General features: G+C 44.3%; 14 protein-coding genes. 4 read left to right on the top strand and 10 right to left on the bottom strand.

Annotation, left to right across the window (positions count from 1 at the left end; all coding sequences use genetic code 11):
* Positions 1–62: 62 nt before the first annotated feature.
* From ACTHS3_RS03545 to ACTHS3_RS03520, 6 genes are all read right to left on the bottom strand, one after another.
* Positions 63–404 (bottom strand): hypothetical protein, encoded by a 342-nt coding sequence (locus tag ACTHS3_RS03545; RefSeq protein ID WP_049335795.1) that lies wholly within the window; start codon positions 402–404, stop codon positions 63–65.
* 200 nt (positions 405–604) lie between these two features.
* On the bottom strand, positions 605–2,878 hold the full coding sequence (locus ACTHS3_RS03540) for a Tex family protein (protein WP_049335794.1): 2,274 nt from the start codon (positions 2,876–2,878) through the stop codon (positions 605–607).
* 64 nt (positions 2,879–2,942) lie between these two features.
* A complete protein-coding gene (locus ACTHS3_RS03535; RefSeq protein ID WP_036492188.1) occupies positions 2,943–3,593 on the bottom strand; it encodes an ABC transporter ATP-binding protein in 651 nt (216 codons plus the stop codon).
* The gene (locus ACTHS3_RS03530) at positions 3,590–4,387 is read right to left on the bottom strand and encodes an ABC transporter permease (RefSeq protein ID WP_004519071.1); all 798 of its coding nucleotides are present in this window, start codon (positions 4,385–4,387) and stop codon (positions 3,590–3,592) included. The genes ACTHS3_RS03535 and ACTHS3_RS03530 overlap by 4 nt, the downstream gene beginning before the upstream one ends.
* The gene (locus tag ACTHS3_RS03525) at positions 4,387–5,556 is read right to left on the bottom strand and encodes a capsule biosynthesis protein (RefSeq protein WP_036492193.1); all 1,170 of its coding nucleotides are present in this window, start codon (positions 5,554–5,556) and stop codon (positions 4,387–4,389) included. Before ACTHS3_RS03525 ends, ACTHS3_RS03530 begins: the two co-directional genes overlap by 1 nt.
* Positions 5,557–5,567: 11 nt before the next feature.
* Positions 5,568–6,746 carry a polysaccharide biosynthesis/export family protein gene (locus ACTHS3_RS03520; protein WP_070624950.1) on the bottom strand — a complete coding sequence of 393 codons (1,179 nt, stop codon included), beginning with the start codon at positions 6,744–6,746 and terminating at the stop codon, positions 5,568–5,570.
* A 118-nt stretch (positions 6,747–6,864) separates the two neighbouring features.
* Here ACTHS3_RS03520 and ACTHS3_RS03515 point away from each other — a divergent pair, with 118 nt between their 5' ends.
* Entirely contained in the window at positions 6,865–7,968 is a 1,104-nt protein-coding gene (locus tag ACTHS3_RS03515) for a Stealth CR1 domain-containing protein (RefSeq protein WP_070624948.1), read from the top strand.
* 18 nt (positions 7,969–7,986) lie between these two features.
* Positions 7,987–11,676 (top strand): CDP-glycerol glycerophosphotransferase family protein, encoded by a 3,690-nt coding sequence (locus ACTHS3_RS03510; RefSeq protein ID WP_070624946.1) that lies wholly within the window; start codon positions 7,987–7,989, stop codon positions 11,674–11,676.
* A 72-nt stretch (positions 11,677–11,748) separates the two neighbouring features.
* Here ACTHS3_RS03510 and ACTHS3_RS03505 read toward each other — a convergent pair whose 3' ends face one another.
* The 4 genes from ACTHS3_RS03505 to ACTHS3_RS03490 form a co-directional block, all read right to left on the bottom strand.
* Positions 11,749–12,798: an acyltransferase gene (locus ACTHS3_RS03505; RefSeq protein WP_004519076.1), complete on the bottom strand. Its 1,050-nt coding sequence runs from the start codon at positions 12,796–12,798 to the stop codon at positions 11,749–11,751.
* 85 nt (positions 12,799–12,883) lie between these two features.
* The gene (locus ACTHS3_RS03500) at positions 12,884–14,329 is read right to left on the bottom strand and encodes an XcbB/CpsF family capsular polysaccharide biosynthesis protein (RefSeq protein ID WP_283126914.1); all 1,446 of its coding nucleotides are present in this window, start codon (positions 14,327–14,329) and stop codon (positions 12,884–12,886) included.
* Positions 14,256–15,695 carry an AMP-binding protein gene (locus tag ACTHS3_RS03495; protein WP_004519078.1) on the bottom strand — a complete coding sequence of 480 codons (1,440 nt, stop codon included), beginning with the start codon at positions 15,693–15,695 and terminating at the stop codon, positions 14,256–14,258. Before ACTHS3_RS03495 ends, ACTHS3_RS03500 begins: the two co-directional genes overlap by 74 nt.
* A 3-nt stretch (positions 15,696–15,698) precedes the next feature.
* Positions 15,699–15,929: an acyl carrier protein gene (locus tag ACTHS3_RS03490; RefSeq protein ID WP_003747973.1), complete on the bottom strand. Its 231-nt coding sequence runs from the start codon at positions 15,927–15,929 to the stop codon at positions 15,699–15,701.
* A 223-nt stretch (positions 15,930–16,152) separates the two neighbouring features.
* On the opposite strand from ACTHS3_RS03490, the gene galE reads away from it, so the two are divergent.
* Together galE and ACTHS3_RS03480 are read left to right on the top strand one after the other, a co-directional pair.
* Positions 16,153–17,169, top strand: coding sequence for a UDP-glucose 4-epimerase GalE (gene galE, locus ACTHS3_RS03485; RefSeq protein WP_004519079.1), 1,017 nt, complete (start codon positions 16,153–16,155; stop codon positions 17,167–17,169).
* A gap of 116 nt (positions 17,170–17,285) precedes the next feature.
* Positions 17,286–17,572 (top strand): GDP-mannose 4,6-dehydratase (locus tag ACTHS3_RS03480; RefSeq protein WP_440367179.1); only part of this gene is annotated, 287 nt, incomplete at its 3' end.

The raw sequence follows: 17,572 nt of genomic DNA, 5'->3' as shown, positions 1-17,572 counted from the left end.
GATAAACATCAAGGCCGTCTGAAACACTTTTCAGACGGCCTTTAATCAAAGCAACAATCCAATCAATAATTGGTCGAGCAGAACTGTTCGCGTTTGTCCGCATCGGCGGCATAGCATGTCAAACCCATGCCTGACGCATTACTGTTGTTCGCTTTCGCACCCGGTTTCTTGTTCACCAAAACCTTACCGTTTTTTCCGATTTCCACGGTTACGCCTTTGCCGTTTTTCAGCTTCCATTTCAACACTTGCGCATCGGCACTTTGGCACTTACTGACCGTACAGCCGCCTTCTGTCGCAACATTGCCGTTTTTATAAATCACGCACTGCTGCTGGCTGTCGGTACAGGCTGCATACGCAGCAACGGAGAAACAGGAAATCAGCACGGCAAACAAAACAGGTTTCATGGTTTGAACTCCTAAGGTTGTGATGATGGGTTTGTGATATTTGGAACTATACGCTTGTTTGCATGTGCCTACTACAAAATGTATCGTTAACATTCAATGGGCGCATCAGTATATCCATTCCACTAATTATCTAATTCGCCTCATACGATAAAGGCCGTCTGAACATCACTTTTCAGACGGCCTTCAATTGGTTTTCTACCTTACCGCTTCAACTTCGCAAACGCATCCGCCATTGCCGAATTGGTTGGGGCGCGGTCGTTGCGTTGGGGTTTGCGGTCGCGGCGTTCTTGATGTCGGGTTTCAGACGGCCTGTTGCCTTTGACTGTGCCGCCCGGTTCGTCATCCAAACGCATGGTGAGTGCAATGCGTTTACGCGCAGCATCGACTTCCAGCACTTTCACTTTCACCACATCTCCGGCTTTCACGACTTCGCGCGGGTCTTGAACAAATTTATTGGACAGGGCGGAGATGTGCACCAAACCGTCTTGATGGACGCCGATATCCACGAACGCGCCGAAGTTGGCGACGTTGGAGACCACGCCTTCAAGTATCATGCCGACTTGCAAGTCGCTGATTTCGTGGATGCCTTCGGCGAATGAGGCCGTCTGAAACTCGCCGCGCGGGTCGCGACCGGGTTTTTCAAGCTCGGACAGGATGTCCAGAATGGTCGGCAGGCCGAAGCGTTCGTCGGTGAAGTCGGAGGCTTTGATTTGCTTCACGCGCTCGCGGTTGCCGATGAGTTCGGCGGCGGTAATGCCTTGTTGCGCCAGCATTTTGGCGACAACAGGATAGGCTTCGGGGTGGACGGCGCTCGCGTCCAACGGCTCTTTGCCACCGTTAATCCGCAAAAAGCCTGCCGCCTGCTCGAAGGTTTTTTCGCCCAAACGCGGTACTTTCAGCAATTTTTTGCGGCTGTCGAACGCGCCGTTTTCATCGCGGTAGGCGACGATGTTTTGGGCAAGGGTTTGATTTAAGCCGGAAATTCGCGCCAAGAGCGGGGCGGAGGCGGTGTTCACGTCCACGCCGACGGCGTTCACGCAGTCTTCGACCACCGCGTCCAGCGATTTGGCGAGCTGGCTTTGGTTCACGTCGTGCTGATACTGCCCCACGCCGATGGATTTGGGGTCGATTTTGACCAACTCGGCGAGCGGGTCTTGCAGCCTGCGGGCGATGGACACCGCGCCGCGCAGGGAAACGTCCAAGTCGGGGAACTCGCGCGCCGCCAGTTCGGACGCGGAATAAATCGACGCGCCGGCTTCGGAAACGACGATTTTGTGCAGCCCCATTTCCGGCATTCCGCCCACCAGTTCGCCCGCGATTTTGTCGGTTTCGCGGCTGGCGGTGCCGTTGCCGATGGCGATAAGTTTCACGCCGTGTTGTTTAATCAGGCGCGACAACGTTGCCAACATATTGTTTTCTTGATGCAAATAGACGATGACGGTATCCAACAGCTTGCCCGTGTCGTCCACTACGGCGCATTTCACGCCGTTGCGGTAGCCGGGGTCGAGACCCAGCGTGGTCAGCCGTCCGGCGGGCGCGGCGAGCAGCAAGTCTTTGAGATTGCGGGCGAACACGGTAATCGCGTCGGTGTCGGCGGCTTCTTTCAGACGGCCTAGGGCTTCAAGTTCCAACGACAAAAAGATTTTTGCGCGCCAAGTCAGGCGCACGGTATCACGCAGCCATTTGTGGCCGTCTGAAACCTTGAAACGGCGGGCGATGATTTGCTCGTATTCGCTTCGCTGCGTAATCGGCGTGTCGTCGGGCTGGTATTTGAGCGCGATGTTCAAAATGCCTTCGTTGCGGCCGCGCAAAACCGCCAGCGCGCGGTGGCTGGGCATGGTGCGGACGGGTTCGCGGTGGTTGAAATAATCACTGAATTTTTCGCCTTCGGTTTCTTTGCCTTCAACGACTTGCGCGTGGATTTCGGCTTCGTTCCACAACTTATCGCGCAGCGTGCCGATGAGTTCTGCGTCTTCGGCAAACTGCTCCATCAGAATCGCGCGCGCGCCGTCCAACGCGGCTTTTACGTCAGGGACGTTTTCGTTCAGGTAGTCCTGTGCGGCGGCTTCAACATCCTGCGGCTGCTCAGCAAGCAACACGTCCGCCAGCGGCTGCAAACCGTGTTCGCGTGCGATTTGCGCTTTGGTGCGGCGTTTGGGTTTGTAGGGCAGATACAGGTCTTCCAGCGCGGTTTTGTTGTCGACGGCTTCAATTTGCGCCCTGAGGTCGTCTGAAAGCTTGCCTTGCTCTTCAATGCTTTTTAAAACAACGGTTTTGCGCTCTTCCAATTCGCGCAGATATTGCAACCGCTCGGCAAGCTGGCGCAGCTGCGTATCATCTAGCCCGCCTGTAGCTTCTTTACGGTAACGCGCGATAAAAGGTACGGTTGCGCCATCATCTAAAAGCTCAATCGCAGCATTGATTTGCGCGGCAGTGGCGGAGAGTTCTTGGGAGAGGATTTGAGTAATGTTCATCAATAGAATTCCAACGGACAGGCCGTCTGAAATTTCAGACGGCCTGATTTAAAAAACAATCGCTTTAAGGCAGCGAATTATAATATTCGTAGGCTTTGTCCATATCTTCAAACTGGTGCATATGCCCTTTTTCCAGCACCATCGCATTATCGCAATATTGCTTCATGGCGCTGTGGCTGTGCGACACCAAAATGATGGAACGGTCTTTGCGCTTTTCAAACAACTCGTACTTACATTTATCGGCAAAGCGCGAGTCGCCAACCGCAATCACTTCGTCAATCAGATAGCAATCAAACTCTACCGCCAACGACAAAGCAAATGCCAAACGCGCCTTCATACCTGAAGAATAACGCTTAACCGGCTCGTAAAGATATTGCCCTAGCTCGGAAAACTCTTCGGTAAAGTTCTTCACATAATCGATATCGACATTGTAAATCCGGCAGATGAAACGCAAATTGTCCATACCGGTCAGGCTGCCTTGAAACGCACCGGAGAATGCCAAAGGCCAAGAAATACTCATCGTCCGCTTGATTTCACCCGTGGTCGGCGGCTCAACGCCACTGATCAAACGGATGAGCGTCGATTTACCTGCACCGTTGCGGCCGAGAATACCGATTTTCTCGCCCTTCTCCATTTTGAAGTTGATATCGTGCAAGACTGTCCGCCAACCTTGGCGGGTCAGATAGCGTTTGGAAACGTGTTCAACTGAAATCATTGCGGCTCAACCCCTTTGCTGAATCTCGCCACCATCGCCAAACCAAGCAGCAGCAAAACTAAATTACACAACAAAATATACCAAGGATTTTCGTAAGTCGTAACGCTGTTACCAAAATATCCGGCACGGAACATTTCTGTACCATGCACCATCGGAAGCATCAGCACATAGTGTTGCAACTGCTGAGGCAGGTTGTGTACGAAGAAAAACACGCCGGACAAAGGCATCATCACAAAACTGATGGTACTCCAAACTTTGCCAAACGGCTCAAAGTGAAACGCCACCGAACAGATGACCAGCCCCAATCCAACGGCAAACATTGCCATCAAAAGCCAAGCCAACAACATATAGAAAATATCTGCCGGTACATCAATCCAGCCGATGACGACCAATGCAGCCATAATCACAACCTGCGCAATGGTGGCACCGGCAATCTCCAACAACATACGCGCAAAAATGGTATCTAAAACACGTACATTTCGGTGATACAGCAGGCTTGTGTTGGCCGCAATCGAACCGATGGCGCGATTAGAGGCATTACGCCACATCATCATCATCGGATAGCCTGTCAGCGTGAAAGCCACGATATTCAAAGCCGACACGTTGTGCATGCGGAAAAACTTCCACATCAACACCATAACCAAAGTCAGCAGCAAAGGTTCGACAAATAACCACAAAAAACCAATGTTATTACGACCGTAGCGAGTAATAATTTCACGCATTAAGAGCGCGCCGATTACCCTTTTTTGGATAAGCAGCGACTCCAAAAACGATGTTTTATGTAGCTCTTTCATCAGTTTTTATGCTCACGGATACTTGCAGACAGCAACACGGCAATGCCATAGACAATCAAACCGATGACAAACGTTGCCACAATGTTGTACAGACGGTTTGGTTCATGCGCCAAGTCAGGTTTGTTCGGCTGGGAAATCACTTCCAAATACAATTGCTGACGATCTGCTTCCGCTTTCGCACTTTCCAAAGAAGTCATCGCTGCAGCCAATTGTTTCTCAGCCAATTCGTTTTCCAAATACACGCGCTGATATTCCGCCGCCTGATTGGACAACGAACCCTCGCCACCGCCGGAAATCGCTTTCATTTGTTGCGAGATTTCTTTACGCAAGCTCTTTTCACGCGCAATCAAACCTGGAATTTGCGGGTTTTCAGGCGTAACGGCTTTTACCTGGTCAAGCTGAGTTTGAATGACAATCAACTCGTCCTGCAATTTGGATACCAAACCCATTTGCACATCGGATTGCGCCTTCAAGTCAAAAATACCGTTGGACACACGGAATTTTGTCAATTGAGCCGAAGCTTCTTTAACTTTCTCTTCAGCCGAATTGACCACTTCCTGAGCATAACGAATCGTATCCTGACGCGCACGTTCGTTCAGCTGGTTGATCAATACCTCACCCTGTTTGAGCAAAGCATCATTGATCTTTTGAGATTCACCGGCATTGAAAGATGTAACGCTCAAATTAGAAATGCCTGAGACAGAGTCAAAATGGATGGATACCTTATCGCGGTAGTATTGATAAAACGCTTCATCCTCGCCACGCAGGCCAAAACCATTAAAACGGCTGAAAATGTCGCCTTCTTTTTCATAAAAATCACGAACGGGCATTTTCTTACGCAACGCGTCCAAAGCCGAACGCGACTGCATATATTCCTGCACGGTATAAATATCGTCTTGCGCACGAGAGAAACCAGACCCCTGCAAAATAGCGCCCAAGCCGTTCAAAGACGATTGGCTTTTAGGAGAACGCACCACAAAGCTGGACTGGGATGTGAACTGATCAGAAGCAAATAGTCCGTAATACACACCGGAACACAAAGTCGGCACGATAACCGTTACCCAAAGCAACGGATTAATCTTACGCAACCAAGACTTTTTGGCCTTTTTCTTTTCGGGAGCCGGTTGTTCCGGTTTCACATCCACATTTGCAGAAACTTGCTCAGACATTATTTTCCCCATCAGTTCACTAAATTATTAATACTGTTCGCACCGCTAACCACAGGCGAGAACACAAATGACAAGAACTTGCGTACTTCGGCCATCGGTGCATTCGATACGTACACCACGTCCTTATCCTTCACAGGGAAACGCTGCATCCAAAACATAGAATTCGCATCTGCCAGGTTCAAACGGTAGACCACAGGAATCTCCGCACGATCGCCATAACCCTTTTCAACCCATTTAGATTGTTTCTCAGGAGGCAGCTCGGACAAAGGCGCATAACGGAATACAAATACGCCGCGCGCATCTGCACTATAATCCTGCAGACCGCCCATACGTCCCACAGCCTCAGCCAAAGATAAGCCCTTCACAGAGAAACCAATCTGCTGCGTATGACCGACCGCACCCATAGACGTAAACGTGCTTGGATTAGTAATCATTGTGACTACATCACCGCGGCGCAACAAAATATTTTGACGCGGATGCGCCACCAAGTCTTCCAAAGCAATCGTTCTGACAACATTGCCACGTGTCAGCTGTACGTTCGTATCCTGAACATTCGCAGTCGAACCGCCCACGGCAGCCACCGCATCCAACACACGCTCGCCTGCAGCCGTCAAAGGCATACGCACACTGTTACCCGCGCGGATAACCGATACATTCGCCGCATTGTTTTGCACCATGCGCACCATTACCTGCGGCTGGTTTGCCATTTTTTTCAGACGGCCTTTAATAATGTTTTGCACCTGAACCGGTGTTTTACCAAGGACAGACACATCGCCAATAAACGGCACAGAAATCGTACCTGCAGAGCTGACCATCTGTTCAGGCAGCTTCGTTTGCTGCGCATTACCCGAACCGGTAGACGACAGAGCCCCACCGAACAACACAGCCGGAGGAGCTTCCCAAATCGTAATGTCCAGCACATCGCCTATATTGATAGCCCCTATTGATGATGTACCATCGCCCAACTGAGCAAATGACTGATTAACTTGCGCTTGATATAGTGACTGAGCCACCGCACCATTCACATCAATCAATTCCACCTCCGGCACTTCGGCCGTAGCCGGCTGTTGCCCCAAAGCAACAACATTTCGCGTACTCGGACCAGAATTAGGAAGAGAAGAGCATGCGGCCAACAGGCTGACACACAACAATAACATGCCCCTGCGGGTAAGACATTCTGCTTTCAACATTGATTAAATCTCACTATACTTTTAATTAAGCACGACCATTATAACACCTGATGAAATATTAGGCCGTCTGAAAACCTGACATAAGTATCAAAAACATCACATTACAGTGAATACCGTCATGAGAAAACTTAAAAAACTGATTCGACAACCAGGTGTATTCTTCCGCGACTATCTCAACAAAAGATACCCTGTCCGCAACGCCGAACAGCGTACAACAGAGTCTGACGAACCGGTCATTATCGACAACACCCTGTATTTAGCCGAACTTGAAAATAGTATCAACCTTCCCCCTATTAAAGTTGATGTCGTTTTCACATGGGTAAATAACCAAGATTCCGAATGGCAGCAACGTCGGCGCCAATATAGCCCTACTGCCGAACAAAACGCACTCCACAATAATGACGAAGCCCGTTTCAGCAACCACAACGAACTTTACTATTCACTTCACAGCGTGCGCACCTTCCTGCCGTGGGTAAACCATATCTACATCATTACCGACAACCAACGCCCCGACTGGCTCAATCCTGCCGACTATCCCAACGTCAGCATAATAGATCACAGTCAAATCATTGACTCGCAATACCTGCCCACCTTCAATTCGCATGTAATCGAAGCACACCTGCACAACATTCCCAATCTAAATGAACACTTCATCTATTTTAACGATGATGTATTTGTTGCCCGACCATTACCGAAGGAACATTTTTTTCACGCCAACGGCATTGCCTCTCTTTTTATTGCAGACAAAAGCCTAAAACAAATGTCCGAAAGAGGAACTGACACACCCACTCTTTCCGCCTCAAAAAACTGCATCGCACTATTACAACAGCACTACGACTGCCACATCGACCGTCCGTTAGTACACACCTATATCCCACTAAATAAAAGCAGCTTTCAATTTGCTTGGCAGCACTACCGAACTGAGATTGAAGCCTTTTTATCCAACCGTTTCCGTTCTAACCACGATCTCAATCTTGCCACCTTCCTCGTACCTTGGCTGATGTTTTTAAACAGGAAATCTACAGTAGGTAATGAAATATGTTATTATTTTAATATCCGCTCCAACAAAGCGCCTGCCCAATATATCAAGCTCTTGGAAAATAAAAAAAATGGGCGGCAGCCACACTCTTTTTGTGCCAACGATTTTCACAGCCAGCAACAGATTGAAAACTACCAGGACAAACTGATTCAAATGCTGGAAAATTACTTCAAAACCAAATAAAAATAAAAGGTCAAAAAAATGAACAATAAAAAATTTCGGAAGCTCTTACGAGACCCTAAACTCTTTTTCCGCGACATGTACGCCAAACGCGTAATGAAACTCAAAAAATACCTTCCCTTAAAATACGAAGGTAATAATCAATTTACAATCGTTTCAGCTGTTTATAACGTCGAAAAATACCTTGATGAATACTTTGACAGTATTGTCAAACAAAGCTTGAATTTCAAAAAACACATTCAAATCATTCTAGTAGATGATGGGTCGACCGACCATTCGGCAGAAATCATCAAACGATGGCAAGCCAAGTTTCCCCAAAATATCCATTATTTTTACAAAGAAAATGGCGGCCAGGCCTCGGCACGCAATCTGGGTTTACAACATACACAAACTGAATGGGTAGTATTTACGGACCCTGACGATTATCTTCACCCTGACTACTTCAAATCAGTAGATACTCAAATTAGCCAACATCCGTCGGCAGTAACCGTAGCTACTAACATGAAGTTTTTCTTTGAAAATCAAAATATCATTAAAGACAGTCATCCTCTAAGATTCCGTTTTAACAAAACCCACGTTATTGATGTTGCTAAGCTCGATAAATTTATCAATATGTCTGCTGCCTCAACCTTTTTCAGAGTCAGCCATATTAAAAAACAGAATTTGGTGTTTAACCACAATGTTAAGCCAAACTTTGAAGATGGCAAATTTATTGCAGACTATTTATTAGATTTGCAGGACGCAAAAGCTGTGTTTGACAGAGATGCCGTCTATTTCTATCGCAAACGTGAAAGTGGCACATCCACTTTAGATACTTCTTGGCAAAAAGTAGAAAAGTTTTCTAATGTTTTTGAGTATGGCTTCTTGCCTATGCTTCAAAACTATAAAAACCGCTTAGGGCATGTACCCTCCTCAATACAAAAAACCGCATTATATGATATGGCTTGGTATATCCAACAATTGCTTAATAGACCTGAACGTCTAGATTTGTTGGATACCAAACAAAAATCACATTTTTATGATCTAATGCAGCAGGTTTTTAATTATATTGATCAAAAAAATATTATGGAATTTGGCTTAGCGGGAGTATGGCTATTCCATAAAGTTGGTATGCTTGGAATGTTCAAACAGAGCGAGCCTCCATTCCAAATCGCCTATATTGAAAACATCGATCGTGAACGCAAACAGTTCCTTATCAGCTATTTTACCTATTTTGACCAGCCATATTCTGTGCAAGCCGATGGGCGTGATCTTATTCCTGTCTATGCAAAAAGCGTGGTCAATAAGCTAAATGAACAATTATTTGTTTACGAAAAACGTTTATGGGTTCCCTATGGTGATGTTGTAGACAACGCCAAAATTAATATTCTACTTAACAAAAAAGCAATGCGAATTTCAATTAAAGGTAAAACCTTTATGCACGGCATCGCATTAAATGAACTTATCGGTTTATTTACGCCGTCTGAAAAATACCTTTCAGACGGCAGCTGGCTTTTAATGGATAGGGAAACTAAAGCTGACGACAACGCTGAGCATTTTTATCGTTATATGATGCAGAACCACCCTGAACAAACTTGCTATTTCGTACTCAACAAAACTGCCCCAGACTGGAGCCGTCTCGAACAAGAAGGCTTCAAACTTGTAGAATTCGGCGGTAGTGAATATGAACGACATTTGCGTAAAGCTGAAAAAATCATTTCCAGTCATTTGGAAAAACACATCAACAATTATTTTGGGGATTTATACGAACACAGCAAAAAATTTGTCTTTCTTCAGCACGGAGTAACCAAAGACAATCTTTCTGCATGGACAAATAGCAAACAAAACCTACACTGTTTCATTACCACTACTGAGCCAGAAAGTCGCTCGATTAAGGCTGACTTCAATACCTACAAGCTGACCGAAAAAGAAGTAGCACTAACTGGATTTCCACGCTACGACTCCTTACTATCAAAAAATAAGCCCGACAGTCGCAAGATCCTGATTATGCCAACTTGGCGCAATAACATTGTCGGTCAAAATATCGGTACAGGTAGCAATACTCGTACGCTCAACAGTGCTTTTATGGAAACTGACTATGCCCGTTACTGGCAGGCTCTGCTTCACGACCAGCGCCTGAAGGAAATGGTAGAAACCTACGGCTACGAAGTAATTTTTGCACCACACCCAAATATCGAGCCCTATTTGGAAGTAATGAATGTCCCTACCTATATAAAAATCTGGAGTGGACTGCGTGAAACTGAAAGTATTCAAAATCTTTTCGGACGTTGCGCCGTATTGATTACCGACTACTCATCAGTAGCATTTGACATGGCCTATCTGAATAAGGCAATTATTTACTATCAATTTGATAAAGAAGCCTTTTTCTCTGGTACACACACCTATCAAAAAGGCTATTTCTCTTACGAAACTGACGGATTTGGCCCTATTACCATCAATCAGCATGAAACGCTGACTGAATTAGAAAACATTTTAAAATCAGGACATGCCAAACCCGAATATCTTGCTCGCATCCGCGATACTTTCCCCTTCCAGGAAGGTGGCAACTGCGAACGTGTGTATCAAGCTATTACTGCTCTTGACCATGCCGAAACCGCTGACAATCTGCCGATTTTAATCAATATGATTGAGCAAGCAGACAATCATCAGGTATGGGACTTAGCTGCAAGCCGTATCCAAACTCTACTTGATACAGGCCGTCTGAATGCGGAAGAAACAGCTGATTATCGCCATCGTTATCTGAACGCTTTATTTGAGAGCAAACAGTTTGATACTTTGCAAAACCTGTTACCTAATTATCCCGATACCGCAGGTTACTGGCATGCAAAAATGGACTTATATATCGGTAATGCCGTTAAAGGGGCGGAATTTTTTGCTGAAAACGAGCATATAGGAACGCAAAATGATTTACTTATCGCATTACTTGCAGCCTCGTTTCATCAAGCAAAAAGGCCGTCTGAAAAACTGTTTGCCCGGATAGGTACAGACTTACCCGACTCATATCAACCTTTGTTAGCCGTAGCACAAAAACTATCGGAGCAGAATTATTTTGTAGCATTGGCTTTACTGAAAACGTATATTGATAGCTTGGACGATCGTGAAAAAGGCTATCTCAAACCCGAGCTATTGGCTTCTTACCTCTGCATGAAACTTGGTAACTTACAAGGCGCGCATCAGTTTTTGGTTGCTTTTGAAAACCATACTCAGAATGATCCAAGTTGCCGTATCGCGATTGCAAGACTGGCAAAATTACGCGGTGATTCTGAAAAACTATTTACCCAGCTTAACCGTGCCTTTGAAGAAAATCTGCTCTTAATTCCTGAAGATTTAACAGTCGATTATCTGAAAAAAATGTACGCTACCGGCAACACTGACGGCGAAGGATATCTATTGGCTCAACTGCGCCAAAAATATCCTGAGAATCCGTCTTTGGCCTTGTATGAAGCTGAAAAACTTGCCCAAAACCAAGATTGGGAGTCTGTCACCAAAATATTGGCTGATTTTGCACAAACCTCACCGGAAACGATGTATCTTTATACAACTGCTTTATGCCGTCTGAAAAACCATCAAGCAGCACAACGTTATTTTGACAGTCTCTCTCTACAAGACACAGCAGCATATTGGAAACTGGCAGCTGAAATAGCCGAAGCTAAAGGTGACAAGGTATTACAGGCTGAGTGTCTGAAAAAACAATTGGCTTGTTTAGAGTAATCTCTGTCTTATCTTAAAAAAGGCCGTCTGAAAACTTTTATGTTTTCAGACGGCCTTTACTAGTTAGATGTACTAATCAAGTTCTACTGTTGAATTGATATAGGTGACATGATTCATTTCTGCCAAATCCTTACCTTCATCTATATCTGTATATAAAACATTATTGCGTTCCCAAAATACATCTTTGCGTATGACTTTAGCCGGCACGCCTGCAATAACGCAGTTATTAGGAAAATGTTTTTTCACTACCGAAAATGCACCAACAATACTACCGCTACCAATCTTTGTACCACCCCAAATTGTTGCGCCATAGGCTACCCACACTCTGTCTCCAATGGTAACGTCTTTAGAAACATTTAAACGTTTGCCAGTATGAACATCATAAATCGGGTGTGCATCATCAGTACGGATTTGATTATTAGTGGCAAACATACAATCTTCACCAATGGACAAGGTTGTATGTTCGGCAACAGTAATATAAACCGGATTGGTACTGGTAGTTTTACTGCCGATGTTAATCGTACAGCCTACTCCCAAACACCATTGGCCTTGCATAGAAACATTTTCTCCAATATAGACTTTGCTGTCCTTGCCCAAAAATTCCAAAAATACATTACGCAAGTTTGCATTAGGGTGGATAACAACTTCATTCCCACCTCCTCCTAGAAATTGGAAATGACAGTTTCGCAGATTATCAGGTGCAGTAATTTTATTTCCGGAGGTGTCGATATAATTACCTGACATCACCTCTTTTTTGCGGCTGTTAACTACTGGCCGTTCAGAAAAATATTGTTCCGCACGCTCGGCCAATTTGATAAAGACCGCACAGGTTTGGGCAAAATCCAAAGTACTGACATCATAAATGTATACATTATCCCCATCCTGCTTAGATAAGCTGAAGTTTGGAAACATTTCTCCGATATTATCTATCTCACTTTTATTACGATAAAACAGGAAAATCTTCTGCCAATCTAAATTTAAGCTGACAGAAAATGGTGTTTCACGGTCAGATTTGAAATTGCAGTACACATTCTGCTGATAATAAATATCAACAGACGTATTTTTTAATTTGATATTTTTAAGAATTTCTTGCTGAAATTCTTCAGCCGTTTTATCTACCATTACATTCCCCAAACATGATAAATATGGTTCAAATATTAAAAAAATAGACAGTAAATTTTAAACTTACTGTCTATTTACTTCGCATTTAGTTCAGATTAATGTCCGAATCAGTAATATGGATGTCCAACAGCAAATTATTGATAATGGTATTGGACAAGAATACTGTGTTGCCTGAAAAATCTATGTGCTTTTGAATTTTTTCAAAGTCAAACTCACATAATACAACTGTAGGCAATGCTTCTTTCAGCTCTTTAATATCCGGATAAAACTCTGATACTTTAGCCGATGAAATGACCACTTGATTTTCAAGGTTATGATCAATTACATCTGGTAGCTTTTTGAAAGTCTCCAAAATCGGCGTACGGATAGAATGCAGATACAATGGATCTTTGCCACCATAGTATTTATGATTGCCCAAAAATGGGTCGATTGCAAAGGTTTTGTACCCACCAATTAAGCCGTGATATACCGCTCCTGTACCGCCTGATGATGCACCGCAAATGACTACGTTTTTCTTATCTACGCCATAAATATTCATCAGGCTCTTAATGAAACGCTGGATATTGTCTTCGATATTTTCATCAAACTTTGTATTCAACCCGTGACTGCCAAACGCGTCTGATACATCAGCCATACGGATGATGTAAGTATTTGGCATAATGCTGTTGCTGATAAATGGAAATGGGTGGCTATAATAACGGTCAACCATATTCTCATTACTCTTATTGGTATAAGAGAACAACACCAATAGGTTTTTCTTGTTGGCACTCAATACTTTCGGTGCTTCAACAGTATAAATGACATTTTCCAACTCATGGAAAGAGTCTGGGAAATAAGCCAAAAGATCTTTATAACTGTGCTTGTTCACGCGACGGAACACACTTACACCCATTTTGTGTTCAACAGCTAAAAAGCCTCTATTATTTAGCTCATAAACATAATCACTTAGACCATGATTCCGAGCATAGCTTAGGAAAAACTCATTACTGTCGCCTTTAACACCAATGTATTCAACTTCCGGCTTATCCAAGTACTCGGCTAAATTAATGCCCTTATTTTTTTCAACATTCAGGATGTAGCATAATTCGCTGCCAAGATAAATGGAAGTGACTTCTAAAATCTCACTAAATTTATCCTCGATTTTTGCCCAATCGGTTTCAGCAAATTTAAAAGACAATACTGTCTTTTCTTGATTAACCGATTGTGGGTAACTTCCATAAATTTCTGAAATATATTTCAGAAATTTATGGAAGCCGGAAATCTTAGAAATTTTGCTCTTATTACGCTCAATAAAGTTAAAGGTTTGTCCTACTGCCGTATAACTGACGCTGACAAAATAGTCGTTCAACAGAAAATCAAACACTATACTTTGATTGTTATAAATCCAAGCGTTAACCTTTTGAGGATCAATCTTGGCTTTTCGTAAGATGTTTTGCTGAATTTGATATAAATCCATTTTATAAACCCTGCTGATATTTTTCCAACAATGCTTTTTTGTCGGTTTTGTGGTTGGTGCTGACTGGAATTTCATCAATGTGAATAAATTCAGACGGCATCATGTAAGACGGTAAATTTTGTACTAATGCGTCTTTGATCGCCTGAGTATCTGCACTTTGCTTGGCTGTATAGAAACACACCAAACGCAATACTGCGCCTGTGTTGCGTTTCAAAGCCACTACTGCCACATTATCAAAGGCAAATTCCTTAAGGTTAAGGATTTTTTCTTCAATTTCTGAAAGTTCGATACGGTAGCCATTGAGCTTAATCTGCTCGTCTTTACGGCCTTGTACATAGAACAATCCATTTTTTTCAAAACCGTAGTCACCTGTTTTATAAGTACGGTTATCTGCACTGTGTACTACCAAGCGTTTAGCATTTTCAGTTTCGTTGTTCAGATAGCCACGCATCACATGGTTACCGCTAATCCAAATCTCTTCGTCAACAATCTCTAATTTGGAATTAAGCACGGCAACGCCTACAGGCAACTCTTCTTCTGCCGCCAGCATATCAGGTGTAATATCAACGTAAGTTGTTGCTACAGTAGCTTCAGTCGGACCATAGGTATTGATAACACGGACACCGGGAAATTTTTGAAAAATCATATTTACTACTGGTTTGCCAAGTTTTTCGCCGCAGAACAAAAATTCTTTCAAACTCGGTAAAGTAGCTTGACTACATTTAGGGTTAAGCAGCTGCTGCATGGCAAAAGAAGGCGTGGAAACCCAGGTAGTAATTTGTTGTTTGGCCAAAAAATCAATCCAGGTGGCAGGATTAGAAATAGCATCACGACTGTTCATGACAATGCAACCGCCGTAAGCCAAGTTGCCAAAGATTTCGTACATTGACAAATCAAACGCAAACGGAGCCTGATTCATGAATACATTAGGTGCGGCTAAATTAAGCTGCTCTTTCATCCATTTCATCAGGTTAAACACGGCTTCACGACCGATTTGCACACCCTTAGGTGCGCCGGTTGTTCCTGAAGTAAACATGATGTAAGCCAAATCTTTTTCAGCCAGCTCTACTTCTTCGTCAGTCTGCTTTTCAAAAGTTTGCGTTGCCGAACGGTATACAAAGCGTGCTTTCGACAGTTGGCAGATATTGTTCAGACGGCTTTCAGGATAAATACTATCCACCGGAATAAAAGGGATTTTGTTTAATAAGCAGGCATAAATTGCCACTGCAAAATCAATTTCTTTATGGCCGTGCAACACCAGAGGAATGTTTTTGGTAATATCTGCTATGCTTTTGTAAGCCTCGATAAATGCGGCTATTTTTACGCGCAACTCTTCCCAAGAACATTCTTGAGTATCATTAACTAACGCTTTTCCCGAAGTTTGGCTGAAACGGTATTCCAAAAAATCATCAAGATTTTGGAATTCATTTAATTGTTTCATGATTTAGCCTTTGTAATTATTTTCAACATATTGAATGATATTGGCTGAGTTTGCCAAAATATCAACCAGTTGCTCAAACGGCAAATCAACATCAAATTTTTGTTTGATGGCCATAACCAAATCCATTGCGCTCACAGAATCAATAAGTCCTGTAGACAACAATTCTTCATTTGCTGACACTTGTTTTTGTGCAACTTGTGAAATCAACGCCAAAACTTCGTTAGATACTGACATGGTAAGATCCTTTTATTAAAATTGAAATGATAACGCTTTGCACTCTGTGCATAACACTGTGATTATCCCATATTTTTTTACTTTTCAGGTAACTAAATATACAATATCCAAATAAAGCAATCCCTCTTTGACAACACTTACACCAGGCCATCTGAAAGCGTGTTTGTATTTTCAGCCAACCGATTTCACGACTTCCAAACACAATTTTAATTAAGGAAAACCAATGACTATTCTTATCACCGGCGGTACCGGTTTTATCGGTTCTCATACCGTTGTTTCCCTGTTGAAATCAGGCTTTAATGCCGTGATTTTGGACAATTTGTGCAATTCGTCTGCCAACATCCTCCCGCGCTTGGAAAAGATTACCGGCAAGTCTGTGCCTTTTTACCAAGGGGATATCCGTAATCGTGAAGTGTTGCGTCAAATCTTTGCGGAACACGATATTGATGCTGTCATCCATTTTGCCGGCTTGAAGGCAGTCGGTGAAAGCGTGGCCAAACCAATGAAATACTATGACAACAATGTGTCGGGCAGTTTGGTTTTGGCTGAAGAAATGGCGCGTGCCGGCGTATTTAAGATTGCGTTCAGCTCATCTGCTACGGTTTACGGCGATCCGGGTAAAGTACCTTATACGGAAGATATGCAACCGGGGGATACGACCAGCCCTTACGGCACGTCTAAGTCTATGGTGGAGCGCATTTTGACGGATATCCAAAAGGCCGATCCGCGTTGGAGCGTGATTTTGTTGCGCTATTTCAACCCTATCGGTGCGCATGAAAGCGGTTTGATCGGCGAGCAGCCAAACGGTATCCCAAACAATCTGCTGCCTTATATCTGCCAAGTGGCTTCAGGCAAGCTGCCGCAATTGTCGGTTTTCGGCGATGACTATCCTACCCCAGACGGTACGGGTATGCGCGACTATATCCATGTGATGGATTTGGCGGAAGGCCATGTGGCGGCAATGCAGGCGAAAAGCGATGTTTCGGGTGTACACCTGTTTAATTTGGGTTCGGGACGTGCTTATTCGGTATTGGAAATCATCCGTGCCTTTGAGGCAGCCTCCGGTTTGACCATTCCGTTCCAAATCAAACCGCGTCGTGATGGCGATTTGGCCTGTTTCTACGCCGATCCCGCCTACACCAAAGCGCAGACCGGTTGGGAAACCAAACGCGATTTGGCGCAGATGATGGAAGACTCATGGCGTTGGGTCAGCAACAATCCAAATGGCTACGACGATTAAGTTGACCTGATACAGGCCGTCTGAAAGAGATGTTTTCAGACGGCCTCTTTATCTGAAAAACACACTTTCTGTCTGCTATAATCCGTTTATATTATTTTGACTATCCTCTGAAACTTATGAAAAAAATCCTTGTTACCGGCGGCGCGGGCTTTATCGGTTCTGCCGTTGTCCGTCATATTATCCAAAACACCCAAGACTCTGTCGTCAATGTCGATAAGCTGACTTATGCCGGCAATTTGGAATCTTTGACTGAGGTAGCCAATAATCCTCGCTATGCTTTTGAACAAGTGGATATTTGCGACCGCGCCGAACTCGACCGCGTATTCGCACAACACCAGCCTGATGCCGTGATGCACTTGGCTGCGGAAAGCCATGTCGACCGCTCTATCGATTCGGCAGGCGA

It is taken from the genome of Neisseria sp. P0009.S007 (assembly GCF_051962515.1).
The sequence above is the reverse complement of the archived record's forward strand: the minus strand, read 5'-3'. Positions and strand labels throughout refer to the sequence as shown.

Bases quoted from the DNA above. Each gene is read 5' to 3' on its own strand.
- ACTHS3_RS03545 (WP_049335795.1), bottom strand. From the start codon at position 404: ATGAAACCTGTTTTGTTTGCCGTGCTGATTTCCTGTTTCTCCGTTGCT.
- ACTHS3_RS03540 (WP_049335794.1), bottom strand. From the start codon at position 2,878: ATGAACATTACTCAAATCCTCTCCCAAGAACTCTCCGCCACTGCCGCG.
- ACTHS3_RS03535 (WP_036492188.1), bottom strand. From the start codon at position 3,593: ATGATTTCAGTTGAACACGTTTCCAAACGCTATCTGACCCGCCAAGGT.
- ACTHS3_RS03530 (WP_004519071.1), bottom strand. From the start codon at position 4,387: ATGAAAGAGCTACATAAAACATCGTTTTTGGAGTCGCTGCTTATCCAA.
- ACTHS3_RS03525 (WP_036492193.1), bottom strand. From the start codon at position 5,556: ATGTCTGAGCAAGTTTCTGCAAATGTGGATGTGAAACCGGAACAACCG.
- ACTHS3_RS03520 (WP_070624950.1), bottom strand. From the start codon at position 6,746: ATGTTGAAAGCAGAATGTCTTACCCGCAGGGGCATGTTATTGTTGTGT.
- ACTHS3_RS03515 (WP_070624948.1), top strand. From the start codon at position 6,865: ATGAGAAAACTTAAAAAACTGATTCGACAACCAGGTGTATTCTTCCGC.
- ACTHS3_RS03510 (WP_070624946.1), top strand. From the start codon at position 7,987: ATGAACAATAAAAAATTTCGGAAGCTCTTACGAGACCCTAAACTCTTT.
- ACTHS3_RS03505 (WP_004519076.1), bottom strand. From the start codon at position 12,798: ATGGTAGATAAAACGGCTGAAGAATTTCAGCAAGAAATTCTTAAAAAT.
- ACTHS3_RS03500 (WP_283126914.1), bottom strand. From the start codon at position 14,329: ATGAAATTCCAGTCAGCACCAACCACAAAACCGACAAAAAAGCATTGT.
- ACTHS3_RS03495 (WP_004519078.1), bottom strand. From the start codon at position 15,695: ATGAAACAATTAAATGAATTCCAAAATCTTGATGATTTTTTGGAATAC.
- ACTHS3_RS03490 (WP_003747973.1), bottom strand. From the start codon at position 15,929: ATGTCAGTATCTAACGAAGTTTTGGCGTTGATTTCACAAGTTGCACAA.
- galE (WP_004519079.1), top strand. From the start codon at position 16,153: ATGACTATTCTTATCACCGGCGGTACCGGTTTTATCGGTTCTCATACC.